Source organism: Serratia sp. B501, assembly GCF_051172315.1.
GTDB lineage: Bacteria > Pseudomonadota > Gammaproteobacteria > Enterobacterales > Enterobacteriaceae > Serratia > Serratia ureilytica.
Genome location: NZ_JBPIZB010000001.1, coordinates 335,119 through 351,049, shown reverse-complemented (window position 1 = coordinate 351,049; position 15,931 = coordinate 335,119). Strand labels below are relative to the sequence as shown.

Here is a 15,931-nt window from a genome sequence, read left to right as displayed (position 1 = left end):
GTTTTGCATCCTGCTGTTTAAGGGCCGAACTTTCGGCCCTTTCTTGTTTTCATCCTTCCGCCAGCAAACCCGGCATCACCAGCGCCACCGCCGCCGCGATGCGCTCGTCGATCGCGCTGCCCGGCGGCAACAGCCCCAGCGTCATCTGCCGCAGCGGTTCGGCGATGGCCATCGCCAACAGCAGATCGCTGGTTTGCGCCCAGTCGCGCTCACGCAGCCACCCGCACTGCTGCTGGCGCCGCAGCCAGTTCGCCACCGTCGCCCGTCCGCGCAGAATGCCGTTGCGCTGATAGCTGTCCAGCAGCGCCTCGCGCCCCGGAAACTCGCTTTGCAGCAGCCGAAACATCCCCACCGCTTCGGCGCTCAATACCTGCTGCGCCACCGCCTTCAGCCCTTTTTCCAACAGCGGCGCCACCGCCTCCCACCGCCCGGCATCCTGGGCGAAGGCCGGCTGAAACGCCTCGGTCCAGCCGCTCACCGCCTGCGCCACCAGTTCGTCGCGATTGGCCGCAAAGCGATACAGGGTTTTTTTAGCCACCCCGGCGCGTTTCGCCACCGCATCCACCGTTGCCGCGGCATAGCCGCCGTCGAGCAACAGCGCCAGCGTCGCCTGCGCCAGCGCGGCGCGCAGCGCCGTTTCCGGCGTGGCCGGCCGGCCGCGAGCACGCAGCGGTTCTTCATTCGGGTTCGCCATATTTATTCCTCACAAGCATTGACAGACTCAGCATAGCGGCATAGCTTTATTTTGGAAACACAATTCGTTTCCAAAATAAAACAGGAACCCATTATGACACATCCTTCCCTGCTGGCGCCGTGGGGCGTTAACGATATCAACGAGTTGCTCAAACCTGAACCGCTGCGGCTGGAGATGGGGCTGAGTCGCAGCGCCGACGGTTTGCTGACCGTCGCGGTCCGTACCGATCTGCACGGCTGCAAGGGGCGCATGCTGGACTGGTGGTTCACCTTCTTTGAGAACACGCAGCACATCAACTGGTGGCACCCGCACGATCACGTAGAACATCGCGGCTGGGACCGCCATTGGAAAAAAGGGGAAAGCTACGTCGGCGCCAGCATCGAAGCGGTCGAATGGCTGGCGGAGCTGCCACCGGTCGCGGCGCGCCTCAAATTCCACGCCGCCGAGGACTTCTTCGCGCCGCAACCGCTGCGCCAGGCGCGTGACGCGCAGGCGCTCTCCGCCGCCGTGTGCGCGCGCATCGGCTTCGGCGACCAGGTGGCGTTGGATGACAACGGCGATCCCTGCGACGGCGAAATGCTGCATCTGGCGCGCGATACGCCCTACGGGTGCGTGCTGCGCAGCCGTTTTCTGTTGGGTAAAGCCTGCGCCAACGCCCACGACGAACTGTCGGACGACATCGGGTTTAACCTGATGCGCCACTGCTACAACGAGTTCAGCTATCTGGCGCAGTTCCTGCCGTCGCTGTACTACGCCGAAAACGGCCGCGAGCCGGCGCCGTTGCTCTGGTAATGCATCAGCGGGGACCTGTTAATTTTTCGCGATATCGCTATAGTGATTTTCATCGTTTTCCCCTGCGCTCATGACGGAGACATCATGGAAAATCCCTGCTATAGCGGCGGCTGCCTGTGCGGGCATATTCGCTTTCAGGCACGCGGCCTGCCTGGCAATCCGCACAGCTGTTCCTGCGATTTTTGCCGCCGCCACTCCGGCGCGCCGACGCTCTGCTGGGTCGAATTTCCGCGTCAGGCCATCGAGTGGAACGGCCCGGGCGGCATGCCCACACTCTACCGTTCTTCACCCTATTCCAGCCGCGCCTTTTGCCCGCGCTACGGCAGCACGCTGGGGGCAATCGACGACGAGCCGACGGTGGCGCTGGCCACCGGCAGCTTCGATCGGGCCAATCTGCCGGAGCTGCGCCCGACCTCACATGCGTTCGCCGATGTTTGCCCCGAATGGTGGCGTATCGACGGCATGCGCTGAGCGCCTCACAGTTCCCGCTGAAATCAATTGATTGTTTTGTCGTATAAATTTAGAACTGACGAACAATAATTCAAAAGTATGGGAACGGGGATGAATCAACAGACTCTCGACGCGCGCCGGTCGCGTCAGGCGTTGCTGGCCGGCTCGGTCGGCAACTTTATCGAATGGTACGAGTTCGGGGTGTACGGGTTCCTGGCCACCGTTATCGCCGCCAATTTTTTCACGCTGCAGGGTGAAAATGAAATCACCAGCCTGATCCTCACCTACGCCGCCTTCGCGCTGGCGTTTTTCTGCCGGCCGATCGGCGCGGTGATCTTCGGCCGCATCGGCGATCGCATCGGCCGTCGTCCGACGCTGATTGCGGTCCTGCTGCTGATGACGCTGGCGACGGCGTTGATCGGCGTCATGCCGACTTATGCCTCGATCGGCGTCGCCGCCCCGCTGCTGCTGACGCTGCTGCGTATGTTCCAGGGGCTGTTCGCCGGCGGCGAATTCGGCGGCGCCGTGTCGCTGATGACCGAGTTCGCCCCAAAGGGCAAGCGCGGGCTGTTCGGCGCCTGGCAATCGCTGACCGTCGCGCTCGGCCTGTTGGCCGGCGCCGGGATGGTGGCGCTGCTGGCCGCGCTGCTGAGCGTGCAGCAGTTGCATGACTGGGGCTGGCGCATTCCCTTCCTGCTGGCGCTGCCGATGGGCGCCGTGGCGCTGTGGCTGCGGCTCAAGCTTGAGGAAACGCCGACGTTTACCCAGGCGCAGCAACATGCGGAACACGCTATCACCCCACCGGAAGTGAAGCTGGGCGGCGTGGTGAAAACCATTCTGGTCGGCATCGGCCGCATGATGGGTTGGTCGGCCGCTGGCTATACCTTCCTGGTGGTGATGCCTTCCTATTTGCAAACCTCGCTGCACGCCACCTTCCAGCAAGCGCTGGTGGCGACGGTGCTGGCCAACGTCGGTTTCGCCCTGACCATCCTGCCGGCGGGCATCATCAGCGACAGGCTGGGACGAAAAACGGTGATGCTGACGGCGGTGGCGGCGGTGATCCTGTTCACCTTCCCGCTGCTGCACCTGTTGCAGGATGCGCAGAGCTCACTGTGGATCAAAGGGCTGGCGGTCATGATCGCCGGCGCCGTGGTCGGCCTGCTGGCCGGTCCCGGCCCGGCGATGCTGGCGGAGATGTTCCCGACCCGGGTGCGCTATACCGGCCTGGGGCTGGCTTACTCGCTGTCCAATGCGGTGTTTTCCGGCTCGGCCGGGCTGATTATCACCGGCCTCATCAAACAGACCGGCAATATCGACATTCCCGCCTACTATGTGGTCGCCACGTCGGTGGTCAGCCTGTTTGCGCTGATGACGCTGCGCCGCGACGATCATCTGCGCTCGCTGAACGAACGTTAATCCTCCGGGGGCGCATCGCCCCCATTCCAACTCGTGATAATGATCACAACGCAATAATGTTAACGTTAACTTTTGTGATTAACATCGCATGAGTGATAACTGACAGCTTCATCCATCCGCGAGTTAACGTTAACAATAGAGCTAACTTCACTCACCGGGGCCCTACTCATGAACCGCGAAACTAAAAAATATTACGTGCTGCTCAGCGGCCTGCTGTTCTTCTTTTTCTTCACCTGGTCTTCCAGCTTTTCGCTGATCTCGCTGTGGCTGAATCAAAAGATCGGGCTGAAAGGCACCGAGACCGGCCTGATCTTCTCCGCCATCTCGCTGGTGGCGCTGTGCGCACAGCCGTTGTACGGCTTTATTCAGGACAAACTTGGGCTACGCAAACACCTGCTGCAGTTTCTCGGCGTGATGCTGCTGCTGACCGGCCCGTTCTTTATCTACGTTTATGCCCCGCTGCTGGCGAGCAGCCTGCCGCTCGGCGCTTTGGTCGGCGGGGTGTTCATCGGCGCGACCTTCTTCGCCGGCATCGGCGCGCTGGAGTCTTATACCGAGCGCGTCAGCCGCATCAGCGGTTTTGAGTTCGGCCGCGCCCGCATGTGGGGCTCGCTCGGCTGGGCCAGCGCCACCTTTGTGGCCGGTTTTATCTTCAATATCAATCCGAACATCAATTTCTGGCTGGCCTCCGCCGCCGCCGTGGTGTTCCTGTTGCTGCTCAGTCAGGTGCGCGAGCTGAAGCCGAACGCCATGGCCGGCCTGGCGTTCGGCAAACCGGAGAACCTGCGGCTGCAGGACGCGCTGGCGCTGCTGCGCATGCCGGGCTTCTGGGCTCTGGTGGTGTTTGTGCTTGGGATCAGCGTATACAACGTTTTCGATCAGCAATTTTCGGTTTACTTCGCCTCACAGTTCGCTTCTCGCGCACAGGGCAACGAGATGTACGGTTTTCTCAACTCGCTGCAGGTCTTCCTCGAAGCCGGCGGCATGTTCCTGGCCCCGCTGCTGGTAAACCGTATCGGCGCCAAGCAGGGGCTGTTGCTGGCGGGCAGCGTGATGGCGCTGCGCATGTTCGGTTCCGGGTTGGTCAGCGGCGCCCTGATGATCTCCGCCATGAAACTGCTGCACGCCGTAGAGTTGCCAATCCTGCTGATCGCTATCTTCAAATACATCGCCAGCCGCTTCGACAGCCGACTCTCCTCCACGCTGTACCTGGTAGGCTTCCAGTTCATCACCCAGGTGATGGCTAGCTTCCTGTCGCCGCTGGCGGGCTACGGTTATGACCGCATCGGCTTTGCCGACACCTATCTGCTGATGGGCTGCGCGGTCGCCGCCACCACGCTTGTCTCCTGTTTCTTGCTGCGCGGCGAACGCTCCGCCACGGCAACGCCCTTTCCATCCGCCATTAAATCAAGTGAGTCTGTCCAATGAACACTGCTTTAGCTCAAGCCGACCATGCGGTCGAAGCCCTGCGCGCAGAGCGCCGAGACGATTATTATCCGCAGTTCCATCTCGCACCGGCCGCCGGCTGGATCAACGATCCCAACGGCCTGATCTGTATTGACGGCGTCTATCATGCCTTCTTCCAACATCATCCCTATAGCGAGCACTGGGGGCCCATGCACTGGGGGCATGCGACCAGCCGCGATCTGATACGCTGGCAGCACCAGCCCATCGCCCTGGCGCCCGATGCGCCCTATGACAAAGACGGTTGTTTTTCCGGCTGCGCCGTGGATGACAACGGCGTGCTGACGCTGCTTTACACCGGCCACGTGTGGTTGGGCGAACCCGGTGACGACAGCCAGGTGCGGGAAGTGCAATGTCTGGCCACCAGCGAAGACGGCATACGCTTCGTCAAACACGGGCCGGTGCTGGCCCCGCCGGACGGCATTCAGCATTTTCGCGATCCGAAAGTCTGGTGCGAGAACGGCGAATGGTGGCTGGTGGTCGGCGCCAAAGAAAACGGCCTGGGCCAGGTGCGCCTGTACCGCTCTGCCGACCTGCGCGCCTGGCGCTTCGATCGGGTGCTGGCCGGCGCGCAAACGGCGCATCAGGGCTATATGTGGGAATGCCCGGATTTCTTCCCGCTGGGGGAGCAACACCTGCTGCTGTTTTCGCCGCAGGGGCTGGCGGCGCAGGGCTACCGCTACCGCAATCGCTTCCAGAGCGGCTATCTGCTCGGCCATTGGCGGCCGGACGGCGACTTTACGGTAACGCAGCCCTTCTGCGAGCTGGATGCCGGCCACGATTTCTATGCGCCGCAGACCTTCACCGCCGCCGACGGCCGTCGGCTGCTGTTTGCCTGGATGGATATGTGGGAATCACCGATGCCCAGCAAAGCGCACCGCTGGGCCGGCGCCCTCACCCTACCACGCGAGCTGACGCTGGCCGCCGACGGCAGCGTCCGCATGAATCCGGCGCGTGAACTGGCGGCGTTGCGCCGAGGATCGCAGACGTTGTCGGCGCAGACGCTGACCAATCAGCATCTGCCGCTGACGAACGATATGCAGGAGCTCATCATGACGTTGAGACCGGCCGACAGCGACGCCGAGCGGTACGGGCTGGCCATTGGGAGTGCGGCGCGGCTGTTCGTCGACAATCAGTCACACCGACTGGTGCTGGAGCGTTTTCATGAAAACCCCGCCCTGTGCACCTGCCGCAGTGTGCCGCTGCCGGAGGGTGACATTCTGTCGCTGCGGATCTTTATCGATCGCTCGTCACTGGAGATCTTCGTTAATCAGGGGCAGGCCTGCCTGACCAGCCGCATCTATCCGACGGCGGGCGATCGCCGCCTCAGCCTGTTCGCCGAAGGCGGCCGGGCGCTGTTCGAGCCCATCACGGGATGGCAGTTGGCAAGCATCTGGGGATAATGGGAATGAGCACCGGGCGCAGCGACGCCCCGGTGCGTTTACAGCGAACCACGTTCCAGCAGCGGGCAAGGCACTTTCACCGTATCACGCTCTTCCCGCCGCTCAATCACATGCAGCGCCGCAAGACGACCCAGTTCATAATGCGGCAGCTGCACCGTCGTCAATGCCGGCAGGAACAGCTCGCCGGTGCCGACCATATTGTCGTAGCCCAGCACCGCCACCTGCTGCGGTATCCGCCATCCTTGCGCCAGCAATACCTGATACGCCAGAAACGCTATCCGATCGTTCCCACACACCACGACATCGCAATCGCGCCGGCCGGCGGAAAAATGCCGCTCCAGCAACGCTACGCAGTCGCGATAGCTTTGATCGCCGGCACTCAGATCGAGATGATACTGCCGCAGCTGTTCAACATCGCGCCCCGCTTCGCGCCAGGCGCGTTCCAGACCGCGGCGGCGCAGCCCCGCCGCCAGCGTATCCGCCGGTAAATGAATGCACAAAGGCGCGCGATAGCCTTTGGCGATCAGCGTGCGCGTCGCGTCATACTGCCCTTGCTCATCATCAGGAATGTAGCTGGCGATCGAATGCGCCGGGCTGACGCAGTTGGCCAACACCAGCTTTTTGTCCAGCAGTTTGGCCGGCAGCGTCACCTCACGCAGCCCCATCGTGGTGAAGATCACCCCATCCGGCCGATGCGCCAGCAGCAGATCGACGGTCTGTTCGGCGTTGTCGTCGGCGAACAGGTTGACGACGAAGCTGTTCCAGCCGCGCTCGCGCGCGGTTTTCTCAATCGACAGGATCATTTCCACCGAGAACGGCGTCGTGGCGGTGTCCAGCGCCAGCACGCCGAGCGTCTGCACGCGATTTCCGTCACCGCGAATACGCCGCGCCGACAGATCCGGCACATAGTCCAACCGATCGATAGCCTGTTTGACGCGGCGGTAGGTTTCCGGCCGCAGCTTGCCGGGATCATTGATGGCGCGGGACACCGTCATCAACGAGACTCCGGCAAGTTTTGCGACGTCTTTCAGCGAAGCCATGCGCCCTTCTTTATGATTAATGGGAAAAAGTGAATAATCCCATAACCGGGCGCAGGACTCTACTCTGCGTTAACGGGGTGTGATGTCCGCCCACAGGATAGCGCTGCCGGCCCTCAACGGTGCCACGTCGCCCCCCGCCGCCGATGCCGTCCACCAGACGCCCTCGCGCGCGCTCAGTTCGCCGCCCCCCGGCAGCGACCAGAGCCCGCTCAGCACATACAGCACCCCCGCCCGCCCCGGCGGCAAGGTTAGCGGCTCGGCGCTGCGTTGCACCTGCGCCGCTAGCCGGCCGCGGCGCGTCATGATGTTGAAATCCTGACTGGCGCCACCCAGCAGCGTCGCTTCCAGCGCCACGTCGCCGGAAAAGGCGAACGGCTCCCCGATACGCGCCAACTGATGGTCGATATGCCCGGCGCTGAACAGCCGCACGCCGTCGCCTTCCAGCAGCGTGATCGAACGATCGATGCCCGCAAAGGCGGAGAACGGCCCGTCCTGCGCGATGGTGGCGATGCTGGCGCGCCAGTCGAAATCCGGCTCGCCCGGCGGCCAACTGACGATTTCACGGGTTTCCCCGCCGCCGTTGCGCCACGGGCTGACCGGCAACCCAGCGAAATTAAAACGGGTCAGGCTCATCACGCCTCCTGCTGAAAGGTTTTCAGCACCTGCAGGAACGCGGCGCTGCTCTGCTGCTGCAGCGCGTGCCGCCCCTGCTCGATCACCTGTCGGCCGCCGACGAACACGTCGCGAATTTGCTCTTTGCCGCCGGCGAACAGCCAGCGGTTGAGGATCGAGGCATCCGGCGCCGCCGCCAAATACGGATCGTCGCCGTCCAGCACCAGCCAGTCGGCGCGATAGCCGCTCTGCAAGCGGCCGATCGGCGCGCCACACGCCTGCGCGCCGCCTTGCAGCGCCTGGTGATACAGCACATCGCCCACCGCCGACTGTTCCGGTGTCGTCAGGCGATTGCGGCGCTGATCGCGCAGCCGCTGCCCATATTCAAACCAGCGCAGCTCTTCCACCACGTTGAGCGAAACGTGGCTGTCGGAGCCGATGCCCCAACGCCCCTGCTGCTGCAGATAGGCGTCGCCGGGGAAAATGCCGTCGCCGAGGTTGGCTTCGGTGGTCGGGCACAGGCCGGCCACCGCGCGACTGCGCGCCAGCGCTTCCAGCTCATCGCGATCCAGATGGGTGGCGTGCACCAGACACCAGCGCTGATCCACCGGCAGATGGTCATACAGCCAGGCCACCGGTCGCTGCCCGCTCCACGCCAGGCAGTCGTTCACCTCTTTTTGCTGCTCGGCGATATGAATATGCACCGGCAGAGTGCGATCCGACGCGGCCAAAATCTGTTGCATCTGGCCAAGTTCCACCGCGCGCAGCGAATGGAAACACAGACCGTGATTCTGCAACGGGCGATCCGCCAGTTGGCGAGCAATCACCTGCTGCTGTTGCAGGTAGCTTTCGGCATCCTGGATAAACCGTTTCTGCCCCGGCTGGACCGGCTGGGCGCCAAAACCGGCGTAGCTGTACAGCACCGGCAGCATCGTCATGCCGATGCCGGCCTGATGCGCGGCCGCGCTGAGGCGGCCGGTCATCTCACCGCGATCGGCGTAAGGCTTGCCGTCGGCGTCGTGATGCAGGTAGTGGAATTCGGCCACCTGGGTATATCCGCCCTTGAGCATTTCGATATACAGTTGACGGGCGACCACCTCCACCTGCTCCGGCGTCAGGCGCTGCACCAGCCGATACATCAGATCGCGCCAGGTCCAGAAGCTGTCCTGCGGGTTGCCCGCCACTTCCGCCAACCCGGCCATCGCGCGCTGAAAGGCGTGGGAGTGCAGGTTCGGCATGCCCGGCACCACATCGCCGTGCAGCCGGGTGCAGCCTTGCGGTTCAGCGTTGGCGGTAACTTGAGTCAGATAACCTTGCGCATCGACGTCCAGCCGGACGTTATGCGCCCAGCCCTCAGGGAGCAAAGCGCGTGGGGCAAAATAAGCAGGCATGGCAGTATTCCACGGTTAATGTAACGGCGAATAAGGCGCGGCGATGGCGCGTCTTCAGGAATTTTTGGCGGTCGCCGGCAAGTTTCTGGCGCGACGGCCACTAGTTGTATATACATATACATACGCCGACATCAACAGTAAACTGGTGTTATTATTTTTTTATTTGACGAGGTTAACGTCGTGGCTGAACAACAGACCGTGTTACAACTGGCGGCTGCAATGAGCGATGCCCCCGCCCCGATCTACCAACGGGTCAAACAGGCGATCGTGAATCAAATCCGTGCGGGGCACTGGCAACCGCACCAGCGCGTGCCCTCCGAAAGTGAACTGGTGGCAGAACTGGGCGTCAGCCGCATGACCATCAACCGCGCGCTGCGCGAGCTGACCAGCGAAGGTTTTCTGATCCGCATGCAAGGCGTCGGCACCTTCGTCGCCGAAGCCAAGGCGCACACCGCGCTGCTGGAAGTGCACAACATCGCCGATGAGATCGCCGCGCGCGGTCATCGCCACAGCAGCAAAATCCTCGAGCTGAAGGCCCGCCCGGCCAGCGAGGAAGAGGCGGCGGCGCTCGGCATTCAGCCCGGCCAACGGCTGTTCTATTCGCAGATCGTGCATTACGAAAACGACGTGCCGGTGCAGGTGGAAGACCGCTGCGTCAATCCGCTGGTGGCGCCGGATTACCTGAAGCAGGATTTCGACCGCGTCACGCCCTACACCTATTTGACGCAGGCCGCGCCGCTGACCGCCGGCGAACACATCGTCGAAGCGGTGATCCCGACCCGGCGCGAACGCGAGCTGCTGCAGCTGGAGGACCACGAACCCGGCCTGCTGATCCACCGTCGCACCTGGTCCGGCAAAACCGTGGTGACCTCGGCCCGGCTGCTGTACCCCGGCAGCCGTTACCAGCTGTTCGGCCGCTTCACCAGCGAAGTCTGATCCCCGGCGGGCGCCCCTGCGCCCGCATCTCCGCGGTCGATCACATCCTGATAACAAAATCTCTCCCGCCCCTTGTGACATCCCGGTGAATGCGTTAGGTTGTTTTTAATTGTATATACAACCATGTGGGAGCTGCGGCTCCGGCGGAGGAAAGCAATGACGTCTGAAATTCACTGTGACAGCCTGTGGCACGGCGCCGATATCGTCACCATGCGCGACGGCAAATATCACACCCTGACCGACGGCGCGATCGCCGTACGCGACGGCAAGATCGTATGGATTGGCGAACATGCGGCGTTGCCGCCCGGCCTGATCGCGGACGAAACGGTGAAATTCGACGGCGGCATCATCACCCCCGGCTTTGTTGATTGCCACACGCACCTGGTGTTCGGCGGCAACCGCAGCGGCGAGTTCGAACAACGGCTGAACGGCGTGAGCTATGCCGACATCGCCGCGCAGGGCGGCGGCATCATCTCCACCGTGAAAGCCACCCGCGAAGCCGACGAAGCGCTGCTGCTGGAACAGGCGCTGTTCCGCCTGCGTCCACTGCTGGCGGAAGGCGTCACCTGCGTGGAAATCAAATCCGGCTACGGTCTCAGCCCGGAAAGCGAGCTGAAAATGCTGCGGGTGGCGCGCAAACTGGGCGAGCTGCTGCCGGTCGAGGTGAAAACCACCTGTCTGGCGGCCCATGCGCTGCCGCCGGAATACGCCAACCGCGCCGACGACTACATCAGTCTGGTCTGCGATACCATCATCCCTCAGGCCGCCGCCGCCGGCCTGGCGGATGCGGTTGACGCCTTCTGCGAACATCTGGCGTTCTCACCGGCGCAGGTGGAGCGAGTCTTCGCCGCCGCCGAAGCCGCCGGTTTGCCGGTCAAACTGCACGCCGAACAGCTCTCCGCCCTCGGCGGCAGCACGCTGGCGGCGCGCCATCACGCGCTCTCCGCCGACCATCTCGAATACGCCACCGAGCAAGATGCCCGCGCCATGGGCGACGCCGGCACCGTGGCGGTGCTGCTGCCGGGTGCCTATTACCTGCTGCGTGAAACCCAATGCCCGCCGGTAGAGCTGTTCCGCAAACACAACGTGGCGATGGCGATCGCCAGCGACGCCAACCCTGGCACGTCGCCGGCGCTGTCGCTGCGCCTGATGATCAACATGGCCTGCACGCTGTTCCGCCTGACGCCGGAAGAAGCGCTGGCGGGCGTCACGACCCACGCCGCCAAAGCGCTGGGGCTGCAACACAGCCACGGCACGCTGGAAACCGGCAAGGTGGCGGACTTTGTTCACTGGCCGCTGTCGCGGCCGGCGGAACTGGCTTATTGGTTGGGCGGCCAGCTGCCCTGTACGGTGATTTTCCGAGGAGAAGTACGTCAATGACCATTCGCGATCCTTTTAGCTTCCAGATCGGCAGCCTGCCGCTGCTGATCAGCATCCCACACGCCGGCACACAACTGACGCCCGCGGTCGAGGCCGGGCTGACCGACGATGCCCGCCCGCTGCCCGATACCGACTGGCATATCCCGCAGCTGTACGACTTCGCCCGGGCGATGGGCGCCAGCGTACTGGTCGGCAACTATTCGCGCTTCGTCATCGACCTGAATCGCCCGGCGGACGACAAGCCGCTGTACACCACCGCCACCACCGGTCTGTATCCCGATGTGCTGTTCGACGGCCGCCCAAGCTTCCTGCCGGGCAAAGCGCCGACGGACGAAGAACGCGCCGGCTATCTGCAGCAAATTTGGCAACCTTATCATCAGCAGCTGCAGGACGAGTTGGCACGCCTCAAAGCGCAGCACGGCTATGCGCTGCTGTTCGACGCGCACTCCATCGCCTCGGTGATCCCGCGGCTGTTCGACGGCAAACTGCCGGATCTCAACCTCGGCACCAACGGCGGTGAAAGCTGCGCCCAGGCGCTGAGCGATCGGCTGGTCGCCTGCTGCGAGCAGCAACAGCAGTACACCCACGTGCTGAACGGCCGCTTCAAGGGCGGTTACATCACCCGCGCCTACGGCCAACCGCAGCAGCAACAGCATGCGATCCAGCTCGAGCTGGCGCAGGTCAACTACATGTCCGAACAGTATCCTTTCGCGTTCGAACCGCAGCGCGCCGCCTCGCTGCAGCGCCTGCTCAAGCAGATGGTTGAAAGCCTGTTGGACGGCGCCGCCAGGCTGAACTGATCCCCTTTACAGGCGCCGCCGGGCGCCTGTTCCTCTCCCTGTCCTTAACCGTAACGTCAGCCGCAATCTGCGCGCTATATCAAAGTTTCGCGTGATTCCCTACTGACTGGTCTAAACAGCGCACAAAACAGCGGCCGACGAAAAACGCGCTGCGCCACAATCAGCCGAAAAGCCCGCGCTCATCGTCAGCGCCGGGCGGCGTGTGGCCGAGCTGGCCCGTTTCGAACCATCACTCTGGAGGCCCTATGTCTGTAACACCGTTAAACTGGCGCGCTGCCGGCGCCCTCGCCGAACAATTGCTGGCCGGCTGGCAACGGCGTGGCGAACCCGGCGGCGCCATCACCCTGTTTGACGCCGAACAACTCCGCGCCACCGCCAGTGCCGGCCTGGCCGATCTGGCGCAGAATACCCCCTTCACCGCCGACAGCGTGGTGCGCTACGCCTCAGTGACCAAGCATATCTTCGCCGCGTTGGCGCTGAACGCCACCGATCGCGCCATTCGACTCGAACAACGCCTGGGCGAACTGCTGCCCACCCTGCAGCCCGCGTTGGCGGACGTTACCGTCGGCCAGGCGCTGGACATGACCGGCGGTCTGCCTGACGTGCGCGAGACGCTCGGTCTGCTGGGCATATCGCTGCATGCCGTCAGCGAGGCGCAGCCGGTGATGCAGTTTGTCGAGGGGCTGGAAAGGTTGAACTATGAGGCCGGCAGCGAGATCGCCTACAGCAATACCGGCTATCGGCTGCTGGAGGCCGCGCTGCGCAGCAAAGGGTATGATTTCGACCAACTGGTGCAACAGCACATCGCCCGGCCGCTGCAGGTGCAGATGCAAGCGCCGGAAAGCTGGTTCGACGTGGTGCCAGGGTTGGTGCCGGGTTACTGGCGTGCGGCGCGGGGCTGGCAACACGCCAGCGCCGGTCTGCACCTTTCCGCCTCCGGCAGCCTGACCGGCAGCCTCAACGCCCTCACCCGCTGGCTGCAAACGCTGCTGGCCGACCAGGGCCCCGGCCAGGGCGTGCTGGCGCAACTCGGCGCGCCGCGCCGCCTCAATCAGGGTCAGCTCAGCGCCTATGGACTGGGGCTGGCGCAGACGCCGCTAGGCCGCCGCCGCTTGCTCGGCCACGGTGGTTCCCACGCCGGTTACAAAACCTATTTCCTGCTGGCGCCCGATCGCCAGGTCGGCGTTGCGCTGGTGGCCAACCGCGAAGACTGCGACAGTTTCGGGATGGCTTTGCAGGTGATGGCAGCGCTGCTGGGCGAACCTTTACCGCAGCGCAGCACGGCGATCCCCGACGGTCTCTACGCCACGCTGGCGGAGCCGCACTGGCTGGAGGTCAAAGACGGCAACCTGGCCTATCTGGGCAGCGATGAACCGCTGTATCAGGGCGAAGACGGCTACGCGGTGTCGCTGTCCGCCCATATGCCAATCAAATTGAAGTGGACCGGCGAAGCGGTCGAGGGCGAGGTCGGGCATGTGGCGCGCCGTTTCCTGCCGGTCACGGCCAACGGTGACTGCCTGAAGCATGTGCAGGGGTTGTGGTATCACCCGCACTATCGCACCGCCTTTGAAATTCGCGGCAATCGGGTGCATATCGGCGTCGGCCCAGCGGCGCAGACCGGCACGCTCAGCCCGCTCGGCCAGGGCCGCATGCTGGTGGAGTGCCAGGACGGCCCATGGTTGAAACGCTTTTGCCTCTATTTCCGCGGTTACAACGTGGATCTCATCGCCAACCGCAGCCGGATGCTGACCTTCCGCCGCAGCACCGTCGGCCGCGACTGACGCTCAGCGTGCGCTGCCGGTTCTGACCGCCAGCAGCGCATCCGCCAGCCGCCGCTTGTCGGCGGCGCTGAGATTCACCTGATCCACAGACGCCATAAACGCCGCCCGATCCGCCTCGCCGAGCGGGCCGGTACGCAGTCGCTCCGCCAGCCGTTGCAGTATCCGGCTGCTCAATTGCCCGATCTGCACCCGCACCTGCGCCAGCGGGCGCGGCTGCCAATCGCTTTCCGGGCTCGCCAACCAGTCGGCGCGATAGCGGTACTGAATCGCCTTGGCGGCGTCCATCTGCGCGGTGATAAAAGGCCGTACCGACGCCGGCTCCAGCCCCAAACGCCCCGCTTCCGCCTGCGCGTTGGCCAACACCTTCGCCTCCTGCGCCAGATCTTCGATCGGCAAATGCTGCTGCGCCTTGTAACCGGCCACGTCTTTCATCAACGACAGCCGTTGGTTCACCTGCTCGCCGATAGCGGCGCCGCCGTCCGCCAACGCCGGAAAACTGGTCAGGCAACACGCTATCAATAACGCCCTGAACATGGCGCCTCCCTTATGATGCAGTGAAAAGGTCAGGCGCCAAGTTCACCACGTCAGCCCCGCGCCGGCAAATAAAAAAGGCCCCGCCGCAGCGAGGCCCGATGAGACCCAACCGGCGTTAGTCGAACACGCCGTTGATGACGGAAGCCACAATCGCGGTGCTGAGCGCGACCAGCACCAGATCGTCGCCGGCGATGCGCCATTCATAACCCGGATACTGCGGCAGTTCACGCAGCATCGAAGACGGCACCATTTTTTTGGCGATGCCCGGCGGCAGCGGTTTGCCGCGCGCCAGATTCTTGGCGATGCCCGGCGGCAACGAGCGGTAGCCGGTCAGCCCGTAGGTGTGCGCCAGCGAACGGGCGCGGTCGCGCGAGAGGCTGACGGAAACCAGATTATCGTCGTTTCTATAGTCTCTATAGTCGCCTTTATCTTTGTTGCCTTTGTTGCCGTGATTGCCGTTGTTGCCGTGGTTACCGTTATTGCCATGATTGCCGCTGTTGCCATGCCCGTTGCCGTTACCATTACCGCCTTTGTCGGCCATGGCCGGGGCGGATGACAACCCCAGCGATGCAATCAGTGCCAACACCGTGAGAGTCGTACGACGTTTGTTCATGTTGTGTATTCCTGCGTGGGGGACTCTGTTTACTATAGTTGGCCTTTTCCGGATAAAGTATAAGGAAAACTCCGAGATGACAGTGCGGTTTTACGGCATTCGCGCCACTCTCTTGTTTTAACGCAAAACGCCTCGAGAATTCCGAAATCTACCCCCGATTTTTCTTGAAGAAAAATAAGCCTTCCGCTAGCGTGGGACGGTAACAAAAAAGAGTTAGCGTGCTCTTTTTCGTCGCACCTCAAATCTTATTCTTATCATCCAGAATGATAATATCGAACACTTCCCGCCTTTCCGTGCGGGATTCTTTTTCCCACCGGCGTCGCCCCTATTTGGTGCTTTATGTTGAGATTTCGTTGCCGATAATTTACATTCGCTGTCTGAGAAACCTTAACCTCCCGCGGTGGCCAGGCTGGCAACGGGTGGGCGTTCAGGAGCAAAAGACGTGCAAATGACCCTCATGGAATACATCACTCGGCACTTTAACGGCGATCTTCATCGTTACGCGCAGTCGGAAGGCGTCAGCCGTGAACAAATCATTAGTTGGATAAATAATGAATGTCACGTGATCAAAGGCAGGCTGTTTATGCCGGTGAGGCATCTCCCGGTAGAACAAGCCCAGTGATGA

The 15,931-nt window shown here is 62.9% G+C and carries 16 protein-coding genes; 10 read left to right on the top strand and 6 right to left on the bottom strand.

The window, feature by feature from the left end; genetic code table 11:
• Positions 1-49: 49 nt before the first annotated feature.
• Positions 50-694 (bottom strand): TetR/AcrR family transcriptional regulator, encoded by a 645-nt coding sequence (locus ACSBQV_RS01910; protein WP_099782280.1) that lies wholly within the window; start codon positions 692-694, stop codon positions 50-52.
• Positions 695-787: 93 nt separating this feature from the next.
• Here ACSBQV_RS01910 and ACSBQV_RS01905 point away from each other — a divergent pair, with 93 nt between their 5' ends.
• From ACSBQV_RS01905 to ACSBQV_RS01885, 5 genes are all read left to right on the top strand, one after another.
• The gene (locus tag ACSBQV_RS01905) at positions 788-1,486 is read left to right on the top strand and encodes a DAPG hydrolase family protein (protein WP_025302572.1); all 699 of its coding nucleotides are present in this window, start codon (positions 788-790) and stop codon (positions 1,484-1,486) included.
• Positions 1,487-1,570: 84 nt separating this feature from the next.
• On the top strand, positions 1,571-1,957 hold the full coding sequence (locus tag ACSBQV_RS01900; RefSeq protein ID WP_099782282.1) for a GFA family protein: 387 nt from the start codon (positions 1,571-1,573) through the stop codon (positions 1,955-1,957).
• Positions 1,958-2,047: 90 nt separating this feature from the next.
• Positions 2,048-3,352, top strand: a complete 1,305-nt coding sequence (locus tag ACSBQV_RS01895; RefSeq protein WP_099782284.1) for an MFS transporter — start codon at positions 2,048-2,050, stop codon at positions 3,350-3,352.
• A 168-nt stretch (positions 3,353-3,520) separates the two neighbouring features.
• The gene (locus ACSBQV_RS01890; RefSeq protein WP_099782286.1) at positions 3,521-4,780 is read left to right on the top strand and encodes an MFS transporter; all 1,260 of its coding nucleotides are present in this window, start codon (positions 3,521-3,523) and stop codon (positions 4,778-4,780) included.
• Entirely contained in the window at positions 4,777-6,219 is a 1,443-nt protein-coding gene (locus ACSBQV_RS01885; protein WP_099782288.1) for a glycoside hydrolase family 32 protein, read from the top strand. The genes ACSBQV_RS01890 and ACSBQV_RS01885 overlap by 4 nt, the downstream gene beginning before the upstream one ends.
• 38 nt (positions 6,220-6,257) lie before the next feature.
• Here the strand turns inward: ACSBQV_RS01885 and ACSBQV_RS01880 are convergent, their stop codons facing one another.
• The 3 genes from ACSBQV_RS01880 to ACSBQV_RS01870 form a co-directional block, all read right to left on the bottom strand.
• Positions 6,258-7,259, bottom strand: coding sequence for a LacI family DNA-binding transcriptional regulator (locus ACSBQV_RS01880; RefSeq protein WP_099782290.1), 1,002 nt, complete (start codon positions 7,257-7,259; stop codon positions 6,258-6,260).
• 69 nt (positions 7,260-7,328) lie between these two features.
• Positions 7,329-7,892 carry a HutD/Ves family protein gene (locus ACSBQV_RS01875; protein WP_033652099.1) on the bottom strand — a complete coding sequence of 188 codons (564 nt, stop codon included), beginning with the start codon at positions 7,890-7,892 and terminating at the stop codon, positions 7,329-7,331.
• Positions 7,892-9,262: a formimidoylglutamate deiminase gene (locus ACSBQV_RS01870; protein WP_197809003.1), complete on the bottom strand. Its 1,371-nt coding sequence runs from the start codon at positions 9,260-9,262 to the stop codon at positions 7,892-7,894. Before ACSBQV_RS01870 ends, ACSBQV_RS01875 begins: the two co-directional genes overlap by 1 nt.
• Positions 9,263-9,442: 180 nt before the next feature.
• On the opposite strand from ACSBQV_RS01870, the gene hutC reads away from it, so the two are divergent.
• The 4 genes from hutC (at position 9,443) to ACSBQV_RS01850 (ending at position 14,159) form a co-directional block, all read left to right on the top strand.
• The gene (gene hutC / locus ACSBQV_RS01865; RefSeq protein ID WP_033652097.1) at positions 9,443-10,198 is read left to right on the top strand and encodes a histidine utilization repressor; all 756 of its coding nucleotides are present in this window, start codon (positions 9,443-9,445) and stop codon (positions 10,196-10,198) included.
• A gap of 156 nt (positions 10,199-10,354) precedes the next feature.
• Entirely contained in the window at positions 10,355-11,578 is a 1,224-nt protein-coding gene (hutI, locus tag ACSBQV_RS01860) for an imidazolonepropionase (RefSeq protein ID WP_099782294.1), read from the top strand.
• Positions 11,575-12,378: an N-formylglutamate deformylase gene (gene hutG, locus ACSBQV_RS01855; RefSeq protein WP_099782296.1), complete on the top strand. Its 804-nt coding sequence runs from the start codon at positions 11,575-11,577 to the stop codon at positions 12,376-12,378. The genes hutI and hutG overlap by 4 nt, the downstream gene beginning before the upstream one ends.
• 245 nt (positions 12,379-12,623) lie before the next feature.
• Positions 12,624-14,159: a serine hydrolase domain-containing protein gene (locus ACSBQV_RS01850; RefSeq protein WP_049204075.1), complete on the top strand. Its 1,536-nt coding sequence runs from the start codon at positions 12,624-12,626 to the stop codon at positions 14,157-14,159.
• A 3-nt stretch (positions 14,160-14,162) separates the two neighbouring features.
• Here ACSBQV_RS01850 and ACSBQV_RS01845 read toward each other — a convergent pair whose 3' ends face one another.
• Together ACSBQV_RS01845 and ACSBQV_RS01840 are read right to left on the bottom strand one after the other, a co-directional pair.
• Positions 14,163-14,693 (bottom strand): chorismate mutase, encoded by a 531-nt coding sequence (locus ACSBQV_RS01845; RefSeq protein WP_099782298.1) that lies wholly within the window; start codon positions 14,691-14,693, stop codon positions 14,163-14,165.
• Positions 14,694-14,808: 115 nt separating this feature from the next.
• Entirely contained in the window at positions 14,809-15,306 is a 498-nt protein-coding gene (locus tag ACSBQV_RS01840) for an anti-virulence regulator CigR family protein (RefSeq protein WP_099782300.1), read from the bottom strand.
• Between the two features lie 442 nt (positions 15,307-15,748).
• Here ACSBQV_RS01840 and ACSBQV_RS01835 point away from each other — a divergent pair, with 442 nt between their 5' ends.
• Entirely contained in the window at positions 15,749-15,928 is a 180-nt protein-coding gene (locus tag ACSBQV_RS01835; RefSeq protein ID WP_033642811.1) for a hypothetical protein, read from the top strand.
• The last annotated feature ends 3 nt before the right edge of the window (positions 15,929-15,931 follow it).

Bases quoted from the DNA above. Each gene is read 5' to 3' on its own strand.
- ACSBQV_RS01910 (WP_099782280.1), bottom strand. From the start codon at position 694: ATGGCGAACCCGAATGAAGAACCGCTGCGTGCTCGCGGCCGGCCGGCC.
- ACSBQV_RS01905 (WP_025302572.1), top strand. From the start codon at position 788: ATGACACATCCTTCCCTGCTGGCGCCGTGGGGCGTTAACGATATCAAC.
- ACSBQV_RS01900 (WP_099782282.1), top strand. From the start codon at position 1,571: ATGGAAAATCCCTGCTATAGCGGCGGCTGCCTGTGCGGGCATATTCGC.
- ACSBQV_RS01895 (WP_099782284.1), top strand. From the start codon at position 2,048: ATGAATCAACAGACTCTCGACGCGCGCCGGTCGCGTCAGGCGTTGCTG.
- ACSBQV_RS01890 (WP_099782286.1), top strand. From the start codon at position 3,521: ATGAACCGCGAAACTAAAAAATATTACGTGCTGCTCAGCGGCCTGCTG.
- ACSBQV_RS01885 (WP_099782288.1), top strand. From the start codon at position 4,777: ATGAACACTGCTTTAGCTCAAGCCGACCATGCGGTCGAAGCCCTGCGC.
- ACSBQV_RS01880 (WP_099782290.1), bottom strand. From the start codon at position 7,259: ATGGCTTCGCTGAAAGACGTCGCAAAACTTGCCGGAGTCTCGTTGATG.
- ACSBQV_RS01875 (WP_033652099.1), bottom strand. From the start codon at position 7,892: ATGAGCCTGACCCGTTTTAATTTCGCTGGGTTGCCGGTCAGCCCGTGG.
- ACSBQV_RS01870 (WP_197809003.1), bottom strand. From the start codon at position 9,262: ATGCCTGCTTATTTTGCCCCACGCGCTTTGCTCCCTGAGGGCTGGGCG.
- hutI (WP_099782294.1), top strand. From the start codon at position 10,355: ATGACGTCTGAAATTCACTGTGACAGCCTGTGGCACGGCGCCGATATC.
- hutG (WP_099782296.1), top strand. From the start codon at position 11,575: ATGACCATTCGCGATCCTTTTAGCTTCCAGATCGGCAGCCTGCCGCTG.
- ACSBQV_RS01850 (WP_049204075.1), top strand. From the start codon at position 12,624: ATGTCTGTAACACCGTTAAACTGGCGCGCTGCCGGCGCCCTCGCCGAA.
- ACSBQV_RS01845 (WP_099782298.1), bottom strand. From the start codon at position 14,693: ATGTTCAGGGCGTTATTGATAGCGTGTTGCCTGACCAGTTTTCCGGCG.
- ACSBQV_RS01840 (WP_099782300.1), bottom strand. From the start codon at position 15,306: ATGAACAAACGTCGTACGACTCTCACGGTGTTGGCACTGATTGCATCG.